Consider the following 16,665-nt stretch of genomic DNA (forward strand, 5'->3'; position numbering starts at 1 on the left):
AGAGCCGGCCACTGACATCGACGCCGATCCCCGGTTTCCGGCGGTCGTGGTCCGGGCGCCGACCGACAACGCCCGCCGCGCACCCGGAGGGCGTCAGCCGCGGAGGGCCCTGCGCACCACGTCCGGCGCGTTCGTGATGATCCCGTCGACGCCGTACCCGGCCACCCGCTGTGTGGTCGCCGCGTCGTTGACCGTCCAGGTGTGGACCTCGAGCGGCTTCTTGTGCACACCCTTGAGGGCGTGCACGGCCTTCACGTAGTCCGCGGAGAGCGTGGTGTTGCTCGGGTTGATCTGGTCCGTGAACGCCGCGTAGGAGGGCAGCTCGGCGACGGCGGGCGTGCCCAGGAACCCCGTGATGATGTCCGGGCGCAGCGTGTGGACCGTCCGTACGCTGTCCGCGCTGAAGCTCTGGATCACCAGGCGGCGCTTGACGTGCCCCCGGCTCAGCCAGCCGTCCTTGCGCAGCTCGCGCATGATCTGCGCCTCGATGCCCGGGTACAGCTCGGGCGACTTGATCTCCATGAGCAGCTTCTGGCGGTTGTGGTCCACGCGCCGCAGGTACTGATGCAGGGTCGGCACCCGCTGACCGGCGAACTCGGCGCCCTTCCAGCTGCCCGCGTCGAGCTTGGCGATCTCGGCGGCGGTGAAGTCCTTCACGTTCCAGGGCGCGCGGTCGGGGTAGAGCTCCTCGACGTCGGTCGTCCGGTTCAGGGTCGTGTCGTGGATGATGACCAGTGCGCCGTCCTTGGTGCGCTGCACGTCGTTCTCGACCCAGTCGAAGCCGAGGTCGTCGGCCTCGTCGACGGCTTCGAGGGTGTTCTCGGGAGCGTAGGCGGAGGCGCCGCGGTGAGCGATTATCACGGGACTGTCGTGCCGGGTGGTGGCCTGTGCGGCGGCGGGCAGGACAAGGACACCGATGACCGCGGAGCCGGTCACGGTGGCCAGGGCGGCTACTGCGCGTACGTACACATCTGCTCCTCGTGCGTGGTGAGACACGGACGGGACGAGACTGACAGGGAGTGGCCAACAGAACACAGGCGAAGGATGGTCATAAGTTGAACGGATTTACTCAACAGGGACCCACCCCGCGTTCGAAGCGCGGATTTCTTTGCCGGAAAATCAATCGGACGTTCCGGGGTGCGCTTTAATCTCAGCCTCAACCACGGCCGCCCCAGTGGTCGTTGACAGGGAACATACCGGATATCTCGGGCACGGAATCGGGCGGAAGGGCTGCGGCACATGCAAGGGACGGTCGACGGCTTCAGTTATGGGCTGGTTACGCCATTGGTGGCGTACTTCATGGCCTGCCTCGGCGGAGCCCTCGGGCTGCGGTGCACCACACGGTCGCTCCGGGTGGCCAGCACCTGGCGCGCCGGCTGGCTCGCGCTCGGCTCCGCGGCGATCGGCTCGGGCATCTGGACGATGCACTTCATCGCCATGATGGGCTTCACCGTCGAGGACGTGCCGATCCACTACGACAAGGCGCTGACGTTCGCGAGCCTGGGCCTCGCCATCGTCATGGTCGGCATCGGCGTCTTCATCGTCGGCTACAAGGGCGCGACCGGCCCCGCCCTGTTCACCGGCGGCACGATCACCGGGCTCGGGGTCGCGTCCATGCACTACCTGGGAATGGCCGGAATGCGGCTGCACGCGACGATCGAGTACAACACCTTCGTCGTCGGCGCCTCCGTCGTGATCGCCATGGTGGCCGCCACCGCCGCGCTGTGGGCCGCCGTCCAGGTCCGCGGCATCCTGTGGAGCCTCGGCGCGAGCCTGATCATGGGGCTCGCCGTCTCCGGCATGCACTACATGGGGATGGCCGCCGTCAGCGTCCACCCGCACGGCGACGTCACCGGCGCCCCCGGCGGCGACTCGGCCACCGGGATACTCGCGCCGATGCTGATCGGCCCGCTGTGCTTCCTGCTCCTGGCCGGCGTCGTCGTCATGTTCGACCCGCTGATGGTCATGGGCCGCCCCGACTGGCGCGACGCCCTGGAGGCGGAGCGGGAGGGCCTCTCACGCGCGGGCGTGCCGCGGCCCCGCGGCGTCACCGAGCGGCAGGCGCCGCGCGCCCCGCACGGCTGGTGACGCGGCGGTCCGGAGGCGGATCGCACCCGGTTGTCAGTGGCGGGTCGTACGGTTGATTTCATGCGGCCCGTAACGAAGATCGAACGCACGGTGGCACCCTTCGAGGTCGTCAGCCCGTACCAGCCCAGCGGCGACCAGCCCACGGCCATCGCCGAGCTGGAGAAGCGCATCCGCGCAGGCGAGAAGGATGTCGTCCTGCTCGGTGCGACCGGCACCGGCAAGTCCGCCACCACGGCGTGGATGATCGAGAAGCTCCAGCGCCCCACCCTGGTGATGGCCCCGAACAAGACGCTCGCCGCCCAGCTGGCGAACGAGTTCCGCGAGCTGCTGCCGAACAACGCGGTCGAGTACTTCGTCTCGTACTACGACTACTACCAGCCCGAGGCGTACGTCCCGCAGTCGGACACCTACATCGAGAAGGACTCCTCGGTCAACGAGGAGGTGGAGCGCCTGCGCCACTCCGCGACGAACTCTCTGCTGACCCGCAAGGACGTCGTCGTGGTCGCCTCCGTCTCCTGCATCTACGGCCTGGGCACGCCGCAGGAGTACGTGGACCGCATGGTCCCCCTGAAGGTCGGTGCCGAGATCGACCGGGACGAGCTGCTGCGCCGCTTCGTCGACATCCAGTACACGCGCAACGACCTGGCGTTCCAGCGCGGCACCTTCCGCGTGCGCGGTGACACCATCGAGATCTTCCCGGTCTACGAGGAGCTCGCCGTCCGCATCGAGATGTTCGGCGACGAGATCGAGGCGCTGTCCACGCTGCACCCCCTCACCGGCGAGGTCATCAGCGAGGACCAGTCGCTCTACGTCTTCCCCGCCTCGCACTACGTCGCCGGCCCCGAGCGCCTGGAGCGCGCGGTCAACGACATCGAGAAGGAGCTCGGCGAGCGCCTCACCGGCATGGAGAAGCAGGGCAAGCTCCTGGAGGCCCAGCGCCTTCGCATGCGCACCACCTACGACCTCGAGATGCTCCGCCAGATCGGCACCTGCTCCGGCGTGGAGAACTACTCGATGCACTTCGACGGCCGCGAGCCCGGCTCCCCGCCGAACACGCTGCTCGACTACTTCCCGGAGGACTTCCTCCTGGTCATCGACGAGTCGCACGTCACCGTGCCGCAGATCGGCGCCATGTACGAGGGCGACGCCTCCCGCAAGCGCACCCTCGTCGACCACGGCTTCCGGCTGCCGTCCGCGCTCGACAACCGCCCGCTGAAGTGGGAGGAGTTCCAGGAGCGCGTCGGCCAGACCGTCTACCTGTCGGCGACGCCCGGCAACTACGAGCTCTCGCGCGGGGACGGCTACGTCGAGCAGATCATCCGCCCCACCGGCCTCGTCGACCCGGAGGTCGTGGTCAAGCCCACCGAGGGCCAGATCGACGACCTGGTGCACGAGATCCGCACCCGCACCGAGAAGGACGAGCGCGTCCTGGTCACCACGCTCACCAAGAAGATGGCCGAGGACCTCACGGACTACTTCGTGGAGCTCGGCATCCACGTGCGCTACCTGCACAGCGATGTCGACACCCTGCGCCGCATCGAGCTCCTTCGCGAGCTGCGCGCGGGCGAGTACGACGTCCTGGTCGGCATCAACCTGCTCCGTGAGGGCCTCGACCTGCCCGAGGTCTCCCTGGTCGCGATCCTCGACGCCGACAAGGAGGGCTTCCTGCGCTCCGGCACCTCCCTGATCCAGACCATCGGCCGCGCCGCCCGAAACGTGTCGGGCCAGGTCCACATGTACGCCGACCGGATCACCCCGGCGATGGAGAAGGCCATCGACGAGACGAACCGGCGCCGCGAGAAGCAGATCGCGTACAACAAGGCGAACGGCATCGACCCGCAGCCGCTGCGCAAGAAGATCAACGACATCGTGGCGTCCATCGCGCGCGAGGACGTCGACACCGAGGCGCTGCTCGGCACCGGCTACCGCAAGGGCGGCAAGGACGGAAAGCCCGCCAAGGCGCCCGTCCCCTCGCTCGGCAAGGCGGAGACCGGCAAGAAGAAGCGCGGCAAGGCGGCGGAGACCGTCCCCACCGACCGCCCCGCCGCCGAGCTCTCCGAGCAGATCGAGGAGCTGACGGACCGGATGCGGGCCGCCGCGGCGGACCTCCAGTTCGAGGTCGCCGCGCGCCTTCGCGACGAGGTGTCCGAGATGAAGAAGGAGCTGCGCCAGATGCGGGAGGCGGGCATCGCCTGACCTCACACGACGGGCAGGGCGGCGTGGGTGCTGTGTTGCAATGCCGCCACAAATTCCCGACCGCGGTGGCGGCGTTGTCGGTGGGGCCCCATAGGGTTTGCCACACCGCGCGCAAGACGCGGCAACAGGGGACGGTTCGAGAGGGGACAGCGCGTGACGGCCGACTTTTCAAAGGGTCCTGGCATCAGCTTGACCAAGGGGCAGGCCATCAGCCTGGAGAAGAAGGGCGGAGGCACCCTCACCGCCGTGCGCATGGGCCTCGGCTGGCAGGCCGCCCCGCGCCGCGGCCTGTTCGGCACCCGTACCCGGGAGATCGACCTGGACGCCTCCGCGGTGCTCTTCGCCGACAAGCAGCCCGTGGACGTGGTCTTCTTCCGCCACCTCGTCAGCGACGACGGCTCGGTGCGGCACACCGGTGACAACCTGGTCGGCGGCGTCGGACAGGGCGGCGACGACGAGGCGATCCTCGTCGACCTGGCGCGCGTCCCGGTCCACATCGACCAGATCGTCTTCACGGTCAACTCCTTCACCGGCCAGACCTTCCAGGAAGTGCAGAACGCGTTCTGCCGCCTGGTCGACGAGACCACCGGCGAGGAACTGGCCCGCTACACGCTCGACGGCGGCGGCCAGTACACGGCGCAGATCATGGCGAAGGTGCACCGCGACGGCGCGGGGTGGAAGATGACGGCCCTGGGCACGGCGGCCAACGGCCGTACGTTCCAGGACCTCATGCCCGCGATCCTGCCCGGCCTGTAGCGGGCCCGAGATGGCGGCCGAACTGGTGCGGGGCCAGAACCACCCGCTGACCCGGACCCGTCTGGAGATCCGGGTGTCGGCCGGCCGCCCGGTCGTCGCGGGCGCCACGCTCGCCGACGACCGGGGCGCCGTCCGCGGCCCCGGCCACGTCGCCCACCCCGGCGCGCCCGCGCTGCCGGGGCTCGAAGTGCCGCGCCAGGCCGCCGCCGACCACCGGCTCGCCGTCGACCTGGACGCGATGCCCGAGCACGTGCACCGCGTGACCGTGCTGCTCGCCCTGCCGCTCGGCACCGGCGGACCCACGCGGTTCGGCGCGGTGGCGGCCCCGTACGTCGCGGTCACCGGGCTCGACGGCGCCGAGGTGGCCAGCTACACCATCACCGGCCTCGACACCGAGTCGGCCGTCACCGCCGTGGAGCTGTACCGCAGACAGGGCGCCTGGAAGGTCCGCGCCGTCGGCCAGGGCTACGCCGACGGGCTCGCCGCCCTCTTCGCCGACCAGGGGGTGCCCGACGCTCACGCCCTCGCGGGCGCCGTCCACCAGGCCGTCGCCCAGGGCCTGGCCCGCACCGTGGCGCCCGCACCAAGCCCCGCCGACGAGCCCCAGGTCCGCGCGGCGGCCACGGCGGGACAGGCGGCGAGCCCCGTGCCGCCCGCCGCGCCCGCCCCCGCACCGGCTCCCGGCGGCCCGCCCGGCCCCATCGACTACACCCACCCCGGCCGCCAGGCGCCTCCGCCGCCCGCCCCGGCCCCGGTCGCCGGACCGGGCGGCGGGCCCGCAGCTCCCGTCGCCGGCGACGCGACCGGCTGGTCCATGGACGAGCGGCTCTACAACCAGGTGTGGGGCATGTTCGAGGACCTGGCCCGCACCGCCGCCGCCTACCGCAGCGCCGTCGACTTCGCCGACTCCCGCATGGAGCAGGAGCTCGATCGGGTCCTCTCCGACCCGCGCAGCCGCATCGGCGGCCAGGCCGACGCCGCCCGCGAGACCGCCGCCGCCAAGCACGCCGCCCTCGTCGACCGCGCGCGGGAGGCGCTCGACCGGGACCTGGTCCAGCTCGTCGCCGAGTCCGAGGTGGTCGAACCCGCGCTCCCGGCCACGTACGCGGGCTGGGACAACCCGTGCTGGCACGCGTACCGCAGCCCCATGGAGATACCCATGGCCGTCCGCCTGGGCGAGCTGCGGCTGCCCGAGAGCGACAGCGTCGGCCTGCGCATCCCCATGCTGGTCCGGCTGCCGCTCGAGCGCGGCCTGTGGATCGACGCGGGCGCGTCCGACCCGGAGGCGCTCGCGGACGCCGACGAGCTGCGGGCCCGTGCCGCCCGCGTGGCGACCGAGCTGGTGGCACGGCTGCTCGCGGCCTACCCGGCGGGTGAGTTCAGCGTGCACGTCATCGACCCGGCGGGCACGGCGGCCGGCGCACTCGCCCCGCTCGCCGACGCCGGGGTGCTCGCCGCTCCCGTGGCCCGGGGCGCGGCGGGCGTCGCCGAGACGCTGACCCGGCTGACCGAGCGGGTCGACCTCGTCCAGATGGCGGTGCGCAGCGGCGCGGTGGACGCCCTGCCGCCCGGCCTCGACGTCGCCGAGCAACTCCTTGTCGTGCACGACTTCCCGCACGGCTTCGACGACCGTGCGGTGACCCGGCTCCGCTACCTCGCGGACGAGGGCCCGCGCGTCGGCGTGCACCTGCTGCTCGTGGCCGACCGCGAGGACGCCGCCGAGTACGGCCCGCTCCTCGACCCGCTGTGGCGGGCACTGCTGCGGCTGACCCCGGTCCCCGACGAGCACCTCGCCGACCCCTGGGTGGGACACGCCTGGACGTACGAGCCGCCTGCGATACCGGACGGCAGTGCGGTCCTGCGCCAGGTACTGGCGGAGGTGGCGAGGGCCCGGCAGGAGCGGGGCCTCTGACCCTCTCTTTGCTCCTTTGAGGCGCGTCTGACCTGCGGTTTTGAGATGACCTTTACCTAAACCTTTACCTTTCATGGGTGTTTCGAGTACTCTTCTTTACGCGGAGGGGAGTACTCCCGTGCGCGACGTTCCCGTCAATACGGACGATGCGGCCCGATGGCCGTCGATCCCGGGGCGTCGGCCCGAGGCGCGCAGCGCGCCCGGGTGGAAGAGACCTCCGGCAGCGACGACGCTGATCAGTAGCCGTACGACGCCGGAGGCGCAGTGGACGTATCGATGACCCTTTGGGTACTGACCATTCTTGGTCTGTGTGCCCTGATCACGGTCGACTTCTTCATCGGGCGCAAGCCCCACGACGTATCCATCAAGGAAGCCGGGATCTGGACCGTCGTCTGGATCGCACTCGCCGTGCTCTTCGGCGTCGGCGTGACCATCTGGGGCAGCAGCCAGGCGGGCGGCGAGTTCTTCGCGGGCTTCATCACCGAGAAGTCGCTCAGCGTCGACAACCTCTTCGTCTTCATCCTGATCATGGCGAAGTTCTCGGTGCCGACCCATTTGCAGCAGCGCGTGCTGCTGTTCGGCGTGCTGATCGCGCTCGTGCTGCGGGCGATCTTCATTGCGGCGGGCGCCGCCGTCATCGCCAACTTCTCGTGGGTCTTCTACATCTTCGGCGCGTTCCTCATCTACACCGCCTGGAAGCTCGTCAAGGAGGCGATGGCCGACGACGAGGAGGAGGAGTTCGAGGAGAACCGCCTCCTGAAGTCCATCGAGACGAAGTTCGGCGTCGCCGACCGCTACCACGGCACGAAGCTCTTCATCCGTGAGCACGGCAAGAAGATCATGACGCCGCTCCTGGTCGTCATGCTCGCCATCGGCATGACCGACGTGCTCTTCGCGATGGACTCGATCCCCGCGATCTTCGGCCTGACCCAGGACCCGTACATCGTCTTCACGGCCAACGCGTTCGCGCTGATGGGCCTGCGCCAGCTGTACTTCCTCATCGGCGGCCTGCTCAAGAAGCTGGTCCACCTCAGCTACGGCCTGTCCGTGATCCTCGGCTTCATCGGTGTGAAGCTGGTCCTGCACGCCCTGCACGAGAACGGGGTGCACGTACCGGAGATCAGCATTCCGGTCTCCCTGGGCGTCATCTGCGGCGTCCTGATCATCACCACGATCACCAGCCTCATCGCCTCCAAGAAGCAGGCGGAGCGGGATGCGGCGGCCGCACGTGACCGCAAGGACAACAGCATCGACGCCTGACCCCCGCGTCGGGCGTAGGCATCACCGGCACCGGGTGGTGTGGGCGGCAGGTTGCCGCGCACACCACCCGGTGTTTGCTTGTGGAGGAGACGAAGGAGCTGCTCGACCGGTTCGAGCAGCGCATGGCGTGATCATCGCGCTGCGCGTGCTGCTCCCGGAGACCATCGCCGCCCTGCGTGGGCTGCGCCACGCCCCTCCGGGGCGGCGTGCACCTGGTGATCCCGGCCGCGTACGCGGAGGCGGCGGTCACCCCCTGACGCCCGCGTGATAGACCCACGAGGAGCATCCGCCCGACGTACGGAGGTCCTTGTGCCGCATACCCTCGCCACCGCGCCGATCCTGGTCCTGAACGGCCCGAACCTGAACCTCCTCGGCAAGCGCCAGCCCGAGATCTACGGCCGTGACACCCTCGCCGACGTCGAGGCCCTCTGCGTCAAGGCGGCCGCCGCCCACGGCGCCACGGTCGACTTCCGCCAGTCCAACCACGAGGGCGAACTCGTCGACTGGATCCACGAGGCCCGCGAGCACCACGTCGGCGTCGTCATCAACCCGGCCGCCTACTCCCACACGTCCGTCGCGCTCCTCGACGCCCTCAACACCTGCGACGGCCTCCCCGTGATCGAGGTCCACATCTCCAACATCCACCAGCGAGAGACCTTCCGCCACCACTCCTACATCTCGCTCCGCGCCGACGGCGTGATCGCCGGGTGCGGTGTGCAGGGGTACGCGTTCGGGGTGGAACGGGTGGCGTCGCTGGCGGCACCGGGGGCGGCGCGGGCCTAGTGCTGCGCGGCCGTCACCAGCCCCGTGCGCGCCATTCCTGGAGGTGCGGGCGTTCGGCGCCCAGCGACGTGTCGTTGCCGTGGCCCGGGTAGACCCAGGTCTCGTCGGGGAGCGGGGTGAAGATCTTGGCCTCGACGTCGTCGATGAGGCTGGTGAACGCCTCCGGGTCCTTCCACGTGTTGCCGACGCCGCCCGGGAAGAGGCAGTCGCCGGTGAAGACGTGCGGGTGGCCGTGCGGGTCGTCGTAGACCAGGGCGATCGAGCCCGGGGTGTGGCCGACGAGGTGGCGGGCCGTGAGCGTGATGTGGCCGAACTCGATCGTGTCGCCGTCGGCGACCGGGACCTGCGTCGGCACCGGGATGCCCTCGACGTCGTCGCGCCCCGCGTACGTGCACGCGCGCGTGGCGGCCACGACCTCGGCGAGGGCCTGCCAGTGGTCGCCGTGGCGGTGCGTGGTGACGACGGCCGTGATGCCGTCGTCACCGATGAGGCGGAGCAGCGTCGTCGCCTCGTTCGCCGCGTCGATGAGGAGCTGCTGGTCGGTCGCGCGGCACCGCAGCAGATAGGCGTTGTTGTCCATGGGCCCGACCGCGACCTTGGAGATCATCAGGTCTTGCAGCTCGTGCACGTCCGCCGCGCCGCCGACCTTCACCGCTCCGCTGTACGTCATGCGCTCAGCCTATAGCGGGGGCAACGCGGGCAGGGAGCCCCGGTCGACGGAGAGCGCCGCGCCGTCCCTGCGGCCTGCCAGCCAGCCGAGCAGGTCCGGCCGGCGGCCCTCGATGACGTACACGCCCGGTTGCGGGTCCGCACCCGCGCCCGCCTCGATCTCCTCCACGGGGAGGCCGTGCACCTCTCCCGTCATGATCATGCGGCCGTCGTCCTGCTTGATCAGCAGCGGCGGCAGGCCGGGGTGGTCGCGGAAGCGTTGCGCGAGGAAGTCGATCTCCAGCTGCGTGAACTCCTCGGACAGGTCCTCCAGCTCGTAGCCGATGCCGAGGTCCACATGGTGCAGTTCGACCTCCACCCAGCGCCGGAAGGGGACGCGGGAGGCGACGTCCTTGATGCCGTTGCGCAGCTCGACCGTGCGGGACCAGTCCGCCTCCCGGGCGCCGAAGGCCTGGAAGCGGTCCGCGCTCTCCCGTACGTCGTCCAGCTGGGCGCGCAGCTCGCGCGGAGCGCCTCGTTCGATGTCGGCGTCGCGCGCCTCCGCGCTCGCGTACATGGGGCGTCCGGCGAGGACGTCGACGAGCGCGTCCGCGTTGCGGGCCAGGTGCGCGAGGACATGACCTCGGCTCCAGCCGGGCAGGCGTGACGGGTGCGTCACAGCGGCGTTGTCCAGGGTGCCGACCGCGGCGAGCAGCCGTTCGGTCGCTTCACGTACAGACAGCAGGTCACGCTCGTGATGATCCATGGCGCAGACGGTAGCGGTCCCACCCGTTCGGGTGAAGGTGGTCGACACCACGCCGGATTCGAATGTACGTGCTATAAGGTCGAGGACGGCTTCGGGCATTCTTGGAAGTCCGGATTTGTTCACCGAACACGGGAAGCCGACCGCGTTGTCAGTGGCTCCCTCTAGTCTTCAAAACGGCAGGCTTCTCAGGGCTTCCTGTCCCCCAGGACTCCTGTTCCCAGGGCTTCCTGTTACTTCTCCCAAGGAAAGGTACGGACCGGCGTGGCCGACCGTCTCATCGTCCGTGGCGCGCGCGAGCACAATCTCCGGAATGTCTCGCTCGACCTCCCGCGTGACTCCCTCATCGTCTTCACCGGTCTGTCCGGCTCCGGCAAGTCCTCGCTCGCGTTCGACACGATCTTCGCCGAAGGACAGCGGCGGTACGTGGAATCGCTGTCCTCGTACGCCCGCCAGTTCCTCGGCCAGATGGACAAGCCGGACGTCGACTTCATCGAGGGCCTCTCCCCGGCCGTCTCGATCGACCAGAAGTCGACCTCGCGCAACCCGCGCTCCACGGTCGGCACCATCACCGAGGTCTACGACTACCTGCGCCTGCTCTTCGCGCGCATCGGCAAGCCGCACTGCCCCGAGTGCGGCCGCCCCATCGCGCGCCAGTCGCCGCAGGCCATCGTCGACAAGGTGCTCGAGCTGCCCGAGGGCAGCCGCTTCCAGGTGCTCTCGCCGCTGGTGCGCGAGCGCAAGGGCGAGTTCGTCGACCTCTTCAGCGACCTGCAGACCAAGGGCTACTCCCGCGCGCGTGTGGACGGCGAGACGATCCAGCTCACCGAGCCGCCGACGCTGAAGAAGCAGGAGAAGCACACCATCGAGGTGGTCATCGACCGCCTCACCGTGAAGGACTCCGCCAAGCGCCGCCTGACCGACTCCGTGGAGACCGCGCTCGGCCTGTCCGGCGGCATGGTCGTGCTCGACTTCGTCGACCTCCCCGAGGACGACCCCGAGCGCGAGCGCATGTACTCGGAGCACCTGTACTGCCCGCACGACGACCTGTCGTTCGAGGAGCTGGAGCCCCGCTCCTTCTCCTTCAACTCGCCCTTCGGCGCCTGCCCCGACTGCACGGGCATCGGTACGCGCATGGAGGTCGACCCTGACCTGATCGTCCCGGACGAGGAGAAGTCGCTCGACGAGGGTGCCATCCACCCCTGGTCGCACGGTCACACCAAGGACTACTTCGCGCGGCTCATCGGCGCGCTCGCCGACGCCCTCGGCTTCCGTACGGACATTCCGTTCGCCGGGCTGCCGCAGCGCGCCAAGAAGGCCCTGCTCCACGGCCACAAGACGCAGATCGAGGTCCGTTACCGCAACCGGTACGGGCGCGAGCGCCGCTACACGACGCCGTTCGAGGGCGCCGTGCCGTTCGTGAAGCGCCGCCACAGCGAGGCCGAGTCGGACTCCAGCCGTGAGCGCTTCGAGGGCTACATGCGCGAGGTGCCCTGTCCCACCTGCGCGGGCACGCGCCTCAAGCCGATCGTCCTGGCCGTCACGGTCATGGGGAAGTCGATCGCCGAGGTCTCGGCCATGTCGATCAGCGACTGCGCCGACTTCCTCTCCGAGCTGACGCTGAACGCGCGCGACAAGAAGATCGCCGAGCGCGTCCTGAAGGAGGTCAACGAGCGGCTCCGCTTCCTCGTCGACGTCGGCCTCGACTACCTCTCGCTGAACCGCGCGGCCGGCACCCTCTCCGGCGGCGAGGCCCAGCGCATCCGCCTCGCGACCCAGATCGGCTCCGGTCTCGTAGGCGTCCTGTACGTGCTCGACGAGCCGTCCATCGGTCTGCACCAGCGCGACAACCACCGCCTGATCGAGACCCTGGTCCGGCTGCGCGACATGGGCAACACGCTCATCGTGGTCGAGCACGACGAGGACACCATCAAGGTCGCCGACTGGGTCGTGGACATCGGCCCCGGCGCGGGCGAGCACGGCGGCAAGGTCGTGCACAGCGGCCCGTTGAAGGAGCTGCTGAGCAACGCCGAGTCGATGACGGGCCAGTACCTGTCGGGCAAGAAGGCGATCCCGGTCCCGGACCTCCGGCGCCCCGTGGACCCGTCGCGCCAGCTCACCGTGCACGGCGCCAAGGAGAACAACCTGCGGGACATCGACGTGTCCTTCCCGCTCGGTGTCCTCACGGCCGTCACCGGTGTCTCGGGCTCCGGCAAGTCCACGCTGGTCAACGACATCCTGTACACGCATCTGGCCCGCGAGCTGAACGGCGCCCGTTCCGTTCCCGGCCGCCACACGCGCGTGGAGGGCGACGACCTGGTCGACAAGGTCGTGCACGTCGACCAGTCGCCGATCGGCCGGACGCCCCGGTCCAACCCGGCGACCTACACCGGTGTCTTCGACCACGTCCGCAAGCTGTTCGCCGAGACGACGGAGGCGAAGGTGCGGGGTTACCTGCCCGGTCGCTTCTCCTTCAACGTCAAGGGCGGCCGCTGCGAGAACTGCTCGGGCGACGGCACCATCAAGATCGAGATGAACTTCCTGCCGGACGTGTACGTCCCGTGCGAGGTCTGCCACGGCGCCCGTTACAACCGGGAGACCCTGGAGGTCCACTACAAGGGCAAGTCCATCGCCGAGGTCCTGGACATGCCGATCGAGGAGGGCCTCGCCTTCTTCGAGGCCGTCCCGGCGATCGCCCGTCACCTCAGGACGCTGAACGACGTCGGGCTCGGTTACGTCCGTCTCGGGCAGTCCGCGCCGACCCTGTCGGGCGGTGAGGCGCAGCGCGTGAAGCTCGCCAGCGAGCTGCAGAAGCGTTCCACCGGCCGGACGGTGTACGTGCTCGACGAGCCGACCACCGGTCTGCACTTCGAGGACATCAGCAAGCTGATCACGGTGCTCTCCGGCCTCGTCGACAAGGGCAACTCGGTCATCGTCATCGAGCACAACCTGGACGTCATCAAGACGGCGGACTGGGTCGTGGACATGGGCCCCGAGGGCGGCAGCGGCGGCGGCATCGTCGTCGCCGAGGGCACCCCGGAGCAGGTCGCGTCCGAGCCGGCCAGCCACACCGGCAAGTTCCTGCGGGACGTCCTCGGCGCCGACCGGGTCTCGGACGCGTCCGCGCCGGCCGGCCGGGCCCGCAAGAGCGCGGCGAGGAAGAAGACGGTGGCCGCGAGCGCGGCCCCGGCGAAGAAGACGGCCACGGCGAGGGCCTCCGGCAAGGCCGCCGCGAGCAAGACGGCCAAGTCGGCTGCCGGCAAGCCCGCCGCCCGGTCGGCCGCGAAGAAGCCCGCGGCGAAGAAGGCGGCGACGACTCGGGCTCGTAAGGCCTGAGCGGCCGCTTGACCGGCCTGACAATCAGTGCGCCCCGCGGGAGTCTCCCGCGGGGCGCACTGCGTTCAGTGACCCGGCCGGCTAAACGGCGCCGACCTCGGACGCGTACGGCGGCTCGGCGCCCGCCCGGGAGCACGTGACGGCCGCCGCGCGGGCCGCGAAGCGCAGCAGCCGGGCCCAGTCCTCGCCGCTCAAGCCCGCGACGCCCGAGGGCGACAGGGCGTCCTGCTGCGCGAGGCCGTGCAGCAGCGCCGCGTTGACCGTGTCGCCCGCGCCGATCGTGTCCACGACGTCGACGCGCTCGCCCGGCACCGACTGTTCGCCGCCGTCCCGGGTGAGGACGGTGAGCCCGTCGCCGCCCCGGGTGATCACGACGGCCGCGGGCCCCGCCGACAGCCACTCCCGGGGCGTCCCGCCGAGCCACTCGGCATCCTCCTCGGAGAGCTTGAGGAGGGTGGTCGACGGCAGCCAGCTCTTGAAGCGGGCCCGGTAGGCGTCCGCGTCCGGGATCAGGCCCGGCCGGATGTTCGGGTCGAGGGCGGTGCACAGGCCCTGCGCGGCGGCGCGGCGCATCAGCTCCTCGTACGCGCTCGCCCCCGGCTCCAGGACGAGCGAGCAGGTACCGAACGACACCGCGCGCGTGCCCGCGGGCAGGGCGTCCGGCACCGCGAACAGCCGGTCGGCGGTCCCCTCGACGTAGAACGTGTATCCGGCCGAGCCGTCCGCGCCGATGGACGCGACGGCCAGCGTCGTCGGCTCGTCGCCACGCTGGACAGGGGCCACGTCCACACCGGCCGCCCGGACCCCGTCGAGCAGGGCCTCGCCGAACGCGTCGCGGGACACGCGCGAGCAGAAGGCGGTCGCGGAGCCGAGCCGGCCGAGCGCCACCGCCGTGTTGTACGGGCCGCCGCCGAGCCGGGGCGCGAGCGCACGCAGCGCCGGGGCGCCGCCGTCACCGCCCGCGCTCAACGGGACGAGGTCGATCAGGGCCTCTCCGGCGACGACGATCACGGTGGTTCCTCTCGGAAGGGGGGTGGACGGCGCGGGGCGCGCCCCGGGTGCCGACGGCAGGGTAGAACGTCCTGGCCCGGCGGTCAGCAGGCGTCCCGGACACGGGCACGGTCCGGCGGGGGTACGGGCACGGGGGCCGTGGGTTCGGGCAGTGCGGGGCCGGGTGGCCCCGGGCAGTGCGGGGGCGTCGGAAGCGGGCGGATGCTCGTCGGTATCGTCTGATCTGTCACGCACGTCCGTTCCCGTCCGACCAGGCGCGTTCACGTTCATGGAGCCCAGATGTCCGGCACCACCCCTTCCCGTATCTCCCGCCGCACCGCCCTGCGCGGCGCCGCCGTCGCGGGGACGGCCGGTCTCGGACTGACCGCCTGCTCCACCGGCTCCGGCGGCGGCGCGGCGGCCGCGCCCACCGCGCCGGTCGACCTCGGCAGGGCCGACGAGGTGCCCGAGGGCGGGGCGAAGCTCTACAAGGACGAGCATGTCGTCGTCAGCCGTGCGGAGGGCGGGCAGTACCGGGCCTTCAGCACCATCTGCACGCACGCCGGATGCCCCATCGGGATGCTGAAGGGCACGGAGCTGACCTGCAACTGTCACGGCAGCAAGTTCGACGCCACGACCGGCAGGGTGCTGCACGCCCCGGCGACGACGCCGCTGGAGGAGCTGTCGGTGAAGGTCGAGGGCGGGAAGATCGTGGCGGGCCCGCAGAAGTAGCCAGTACGACGCATTCGGGTTAAGCGGCTTGCTCCTGGGCCAGGGGCCTACTCCCGAGCCAGGGGGCTTACTCCCGGGCCGAGAGGCCCAGTCCCAGTCCCGGGCCCAGGGCCAGGGCCAGGGCCTATTCCCAGTCCCAGCCGATCCCGAGGAGCCCCGCCCGTACCGGCTGCTCCACCAGATGCACCGACCGGGGCCGCCCGGCCGGCGTCAGCTCCTGGCGGCCGGCGCGCGGCGCGGCCGTCGACTGCTGGGCGAACCGGTGACAGCGCAGGGGCGGCGCGTCGTCGGCGAACGCGACCTGCAGTACGTACTGTCCGCCCGCGCCGCCGAACCCGCGGACGTACTCCGTCGAGGCACCGGCCGTGCCGTCCTCGAAGCCGTAGCGGAACAGATGGGTCTCCCCGGCGCGCAGCCGCGTGTCGAAGAGCAGCTCCGCCACCAGGACGCCGGTTCCGCCGTCCCAGCGCACCCGGCCCGTACGGCAGTTCTCCATGGCGTGCACGGCGACGTCGCCCGGCGAGCAACCGGGATCGCCCTGGTGGACGGCGACGTAGCGGTCCACCCCGTCGCGATGGGCGCGTACGACATGCTGGGAGTCCCTGCCGAGCAGTTGCCTGCGCGGCCCGATGCGGACCCGTTCGTGCTGTCCGACGCTGTGCAGGCCGCCGTCCGGCGGGGCCCCGAGGTCGGCGAGCAGCCGGTCCCGGACGCCGGACGCCTCGACGAGGGAGCGGTACGGGCGCGCCGCTGGCCGCTGGGGCGCGCCCGTGGGGACGGCCGGGCCGAGCAGCCGGATCAGTGACTCCTCGGGCAGGTCGAGGATCTCCTCCAGGGCGCGAACGGCCCGCATGGACTCGGAGCGCTGGGGGCGCCGGGCGCCCTGCTGCCAGTAGCTGAGGCTGGTGACGCCGACCTTGATGCCGTGGCGGGACAGGTGGTGCTGGACCCGGTGCAGCGGCAGCCGTCGCGCGGCGATCGCGGCGCGCAGGGCGAGGTGGAACGGGCCGGTGCGCAGGACCGCCTCCAGAGCGGGGGCCTGCGCGACCGGTAAGTGTGGTTCCTGCTGATCGAGCCGGTCGTGCCGGTCATGCAGGTCATGCCGGTCGTGCCGGTCGTGCAGGTCATATAGATCGTGCCGTTCGCCGAGCCGCATCAGGTCTCCTGCCGTCCGCGCGTGGGGGCACCCGGCATTGAAGCG

At 70.7% G+C, this 16,665-nt stretch carries 13 protein-coding genes; 8 read left to right on the forward strand and 5 right to left on the reverse strand.

The features are described from left to right. Positions 1 to 93: 93 nt before the first annotated feature. Positions 94 to 969 carry a glycerophosphodiester phosphodiesterase gene (locus ACH4RC_RS09430; RefSeq protein WP_398197402.1) on the reverse strand — a complete coding sequence of 292 codons (876 nt, stop codon included), beginning with the start codon at positions 967 to 969 and terminating at the stop codon, positions 94 to 96. A 270-nt stretch (positions 970 to 1,239) separates the two neighbouring features. Here ACH4RC_RS09430 and ACH4RC_RS09435 point away from each other — a divergent pair, with 270 nt between their 5' ends. From ACH4RC_RS09435 to aroQ, 6 genes are all read left to right on the forward strand, one after another. Next, a complete protein-coding gene (locus ACH4RC_RS09435) occupies positions 1,240 to 2,088 on the forward strand; it encodes an MHYT domain-containing protein (RefSeq protein WP_398197404.1) in 849 nt (282 codons plus the stop codon). 60 nt (positions 2,089 to 2,148) lie between these two features. Beyond that, positions 2,149 to 4,284, forward strand: coding sequence for an excinuclease ABC subunit UvrB (gene uvrB, locus ACH4RC_RS09440; protein ID WP_398197407.1), 2,136 nt, complete (start codon positions 2,149 to 2,151; stop codon positions 4,282 to 4,284). Between the two features lie 189 nt (positions 4,285 to 4,473). Next, positions 4,474 to 5,040, forward strand: coding sequence for a TerD family protein (locus tag ACH4RC_RS09445; protein WP_398197410.1), 567 nt, complete (start codon positions 4,474 to 4,476; stop codon positions 5,038 to 5,040). A 10-nt stretch (positions 5,041 to 5,050) separates the two neighbouring features. Beyond that, positions 5,051 to 6,952 carry a TerD family protein gene (locus tag ACH4RC_RS09450; RefSeq protein ID WP_398197412.1) on the forward strand — a complete coding sequence of 634 codons (1,902 nt, stop codon included), beginning with the start codon at positions 5,051 to 5,053 and terminating at the stop codon, positions 6,950 to 6,952. 264 nt (positions 6,953 to 7,216) lie between these two features. Further along, positions 7,217 to 8,212 (forward strand): TerC family protein, encoded by a 996-nt coding sequence (locus ACH4RC_RS09455; protein ID WP_398197414.1) that lies wholly within the window; start codon positions 7,217 to 7,219, stop codon positions 8,210 to 8,212. Between the two features lie 309 nt (positions 8,213 to 8,521). Then, complete coding sequence (gene aroQ / locus ACH4RC_RS09460; RefSeq protein WP_398197416.1) at positions 8,522 to 8,995, forward strand: type II 3-dehydroquinate dehydratase; 474 nt, start codon at positions 8,522 to 8,524, stop codon at positions 8,993 to 8,995. 13 nt (positions 8,996 to 9,008) lie between these two features. Here aroQ and ACH4RC_RS09465 read toward each other — a convergent pair whose 3' ends face one another. Together ACH4RC_RS09465 and ACH4RC_RS09470 are read right to left on the reverse strand one after the other, a co-directional pair. Next, positions 9,009 to 9,665 (reverse strand): MBL fold metallo-hydrolase, encoded by a 657-nt coding sequence (locus tag ACH4RC_RS09465; RefSeq protein ID WP_398197417.1) that lies wholly within the window; start codon positions 9,663 to 9,665, stop codon positions 9,009 to 9,011. A 9-nt stretch (positions 9,666 to 9,674) separates the two neighbouring features. Next, complete coding sequence (locus tag ACH4RC_RS09470; RefSeq protein ID WP_398197419.1) at positions 9,675 to 10,409, reverse strand: maleylpyruvate isomerase family mycothiol-dependent enzyme; 735 nt, start codon at positions 10,407 to 10,409, stop codon at positions 9,675 to 9,677. A 261-nt stretch (positions 10,410 to 10,670) separates the two neighbouring features. On the opposite strand from ACH4RC_RS09470, the gene uvrA reads away from it, so the two are divergent. Next, on the forward strand, positions 10,671 to 13,742 hold the full coding sequence (gene uvrA / locus ACH4RC_RS09475; RefSeq protein WP_398197420.1) for an excinuclease ABC subunit UvrA: 3,072 nt from the start codon (positions 10,671 to 10,673) through the stop codon (positions 13,740 to 13,742). Positions 13,743 to 13,823: 81 nt separating this feature from the next. On the opposite strand, the gene ACH4RC_RS09480 is transcribed toward uvrA, so the two are convergent. Continuing rightward, positions 13,824 to 14,753: a carbohydrate kinase gene (locus tag ACH4RC_RS09480; RefSeq protein ID WP_398197422.1), complete on the reverse strand. Its 930-nt coding sequence runs from the start codon at positions 14,751 to 14,753 to the stop codon at positions 13,824 to 13,826. Positions 14,754 to 15,032: 279 nt separating this feature from the next. Here ACH4RC_RS09480 and ACH4RC_RS09485 point away from each other — a divergent pair, with 279 nt between their 5' ends. Beyond that, entirely contained in the window at positions 15,033 to 15,464 is a 432-nt protein-coding gene (locus ACH4RC_RS09485; protein WP_398197425.1) for a Rieske (2Fe-2S) protein, read from the forward strand. A gap of 124 nt (positions 15,465 to 15,588) precedes the next feature. On the opposite strand, the gene ACH4RC_RS09490 is transcribed toward ACH4RC_RS09485, so the two are convergent. Continuing rightward, positions 15,589 to 16,620, reverse strand: a complete 1,032-nt coding sequence (locus ACH4RC_RS09490) for a hypothetical protein (RefSeq protein WP_398197426.1) — start codon at positions 16,618 to 16,620, stop codon at positions 15,589 to 15,591. Between the last annotated feature and the right edge of the window lie 45 nt (positions 16,621 to 16,665).

Origin of the sequence: Streptomyces sp. NPDC016845, from assembly GCF_044332585.1 — a bacterium.
In the GTDB taxonomy this organism is placed as follows: domain Bacteria; phylum Actinomycetota; class Actinomycetes; order Streptomycetales; family Streptomycetaceae; genus Streptomyces.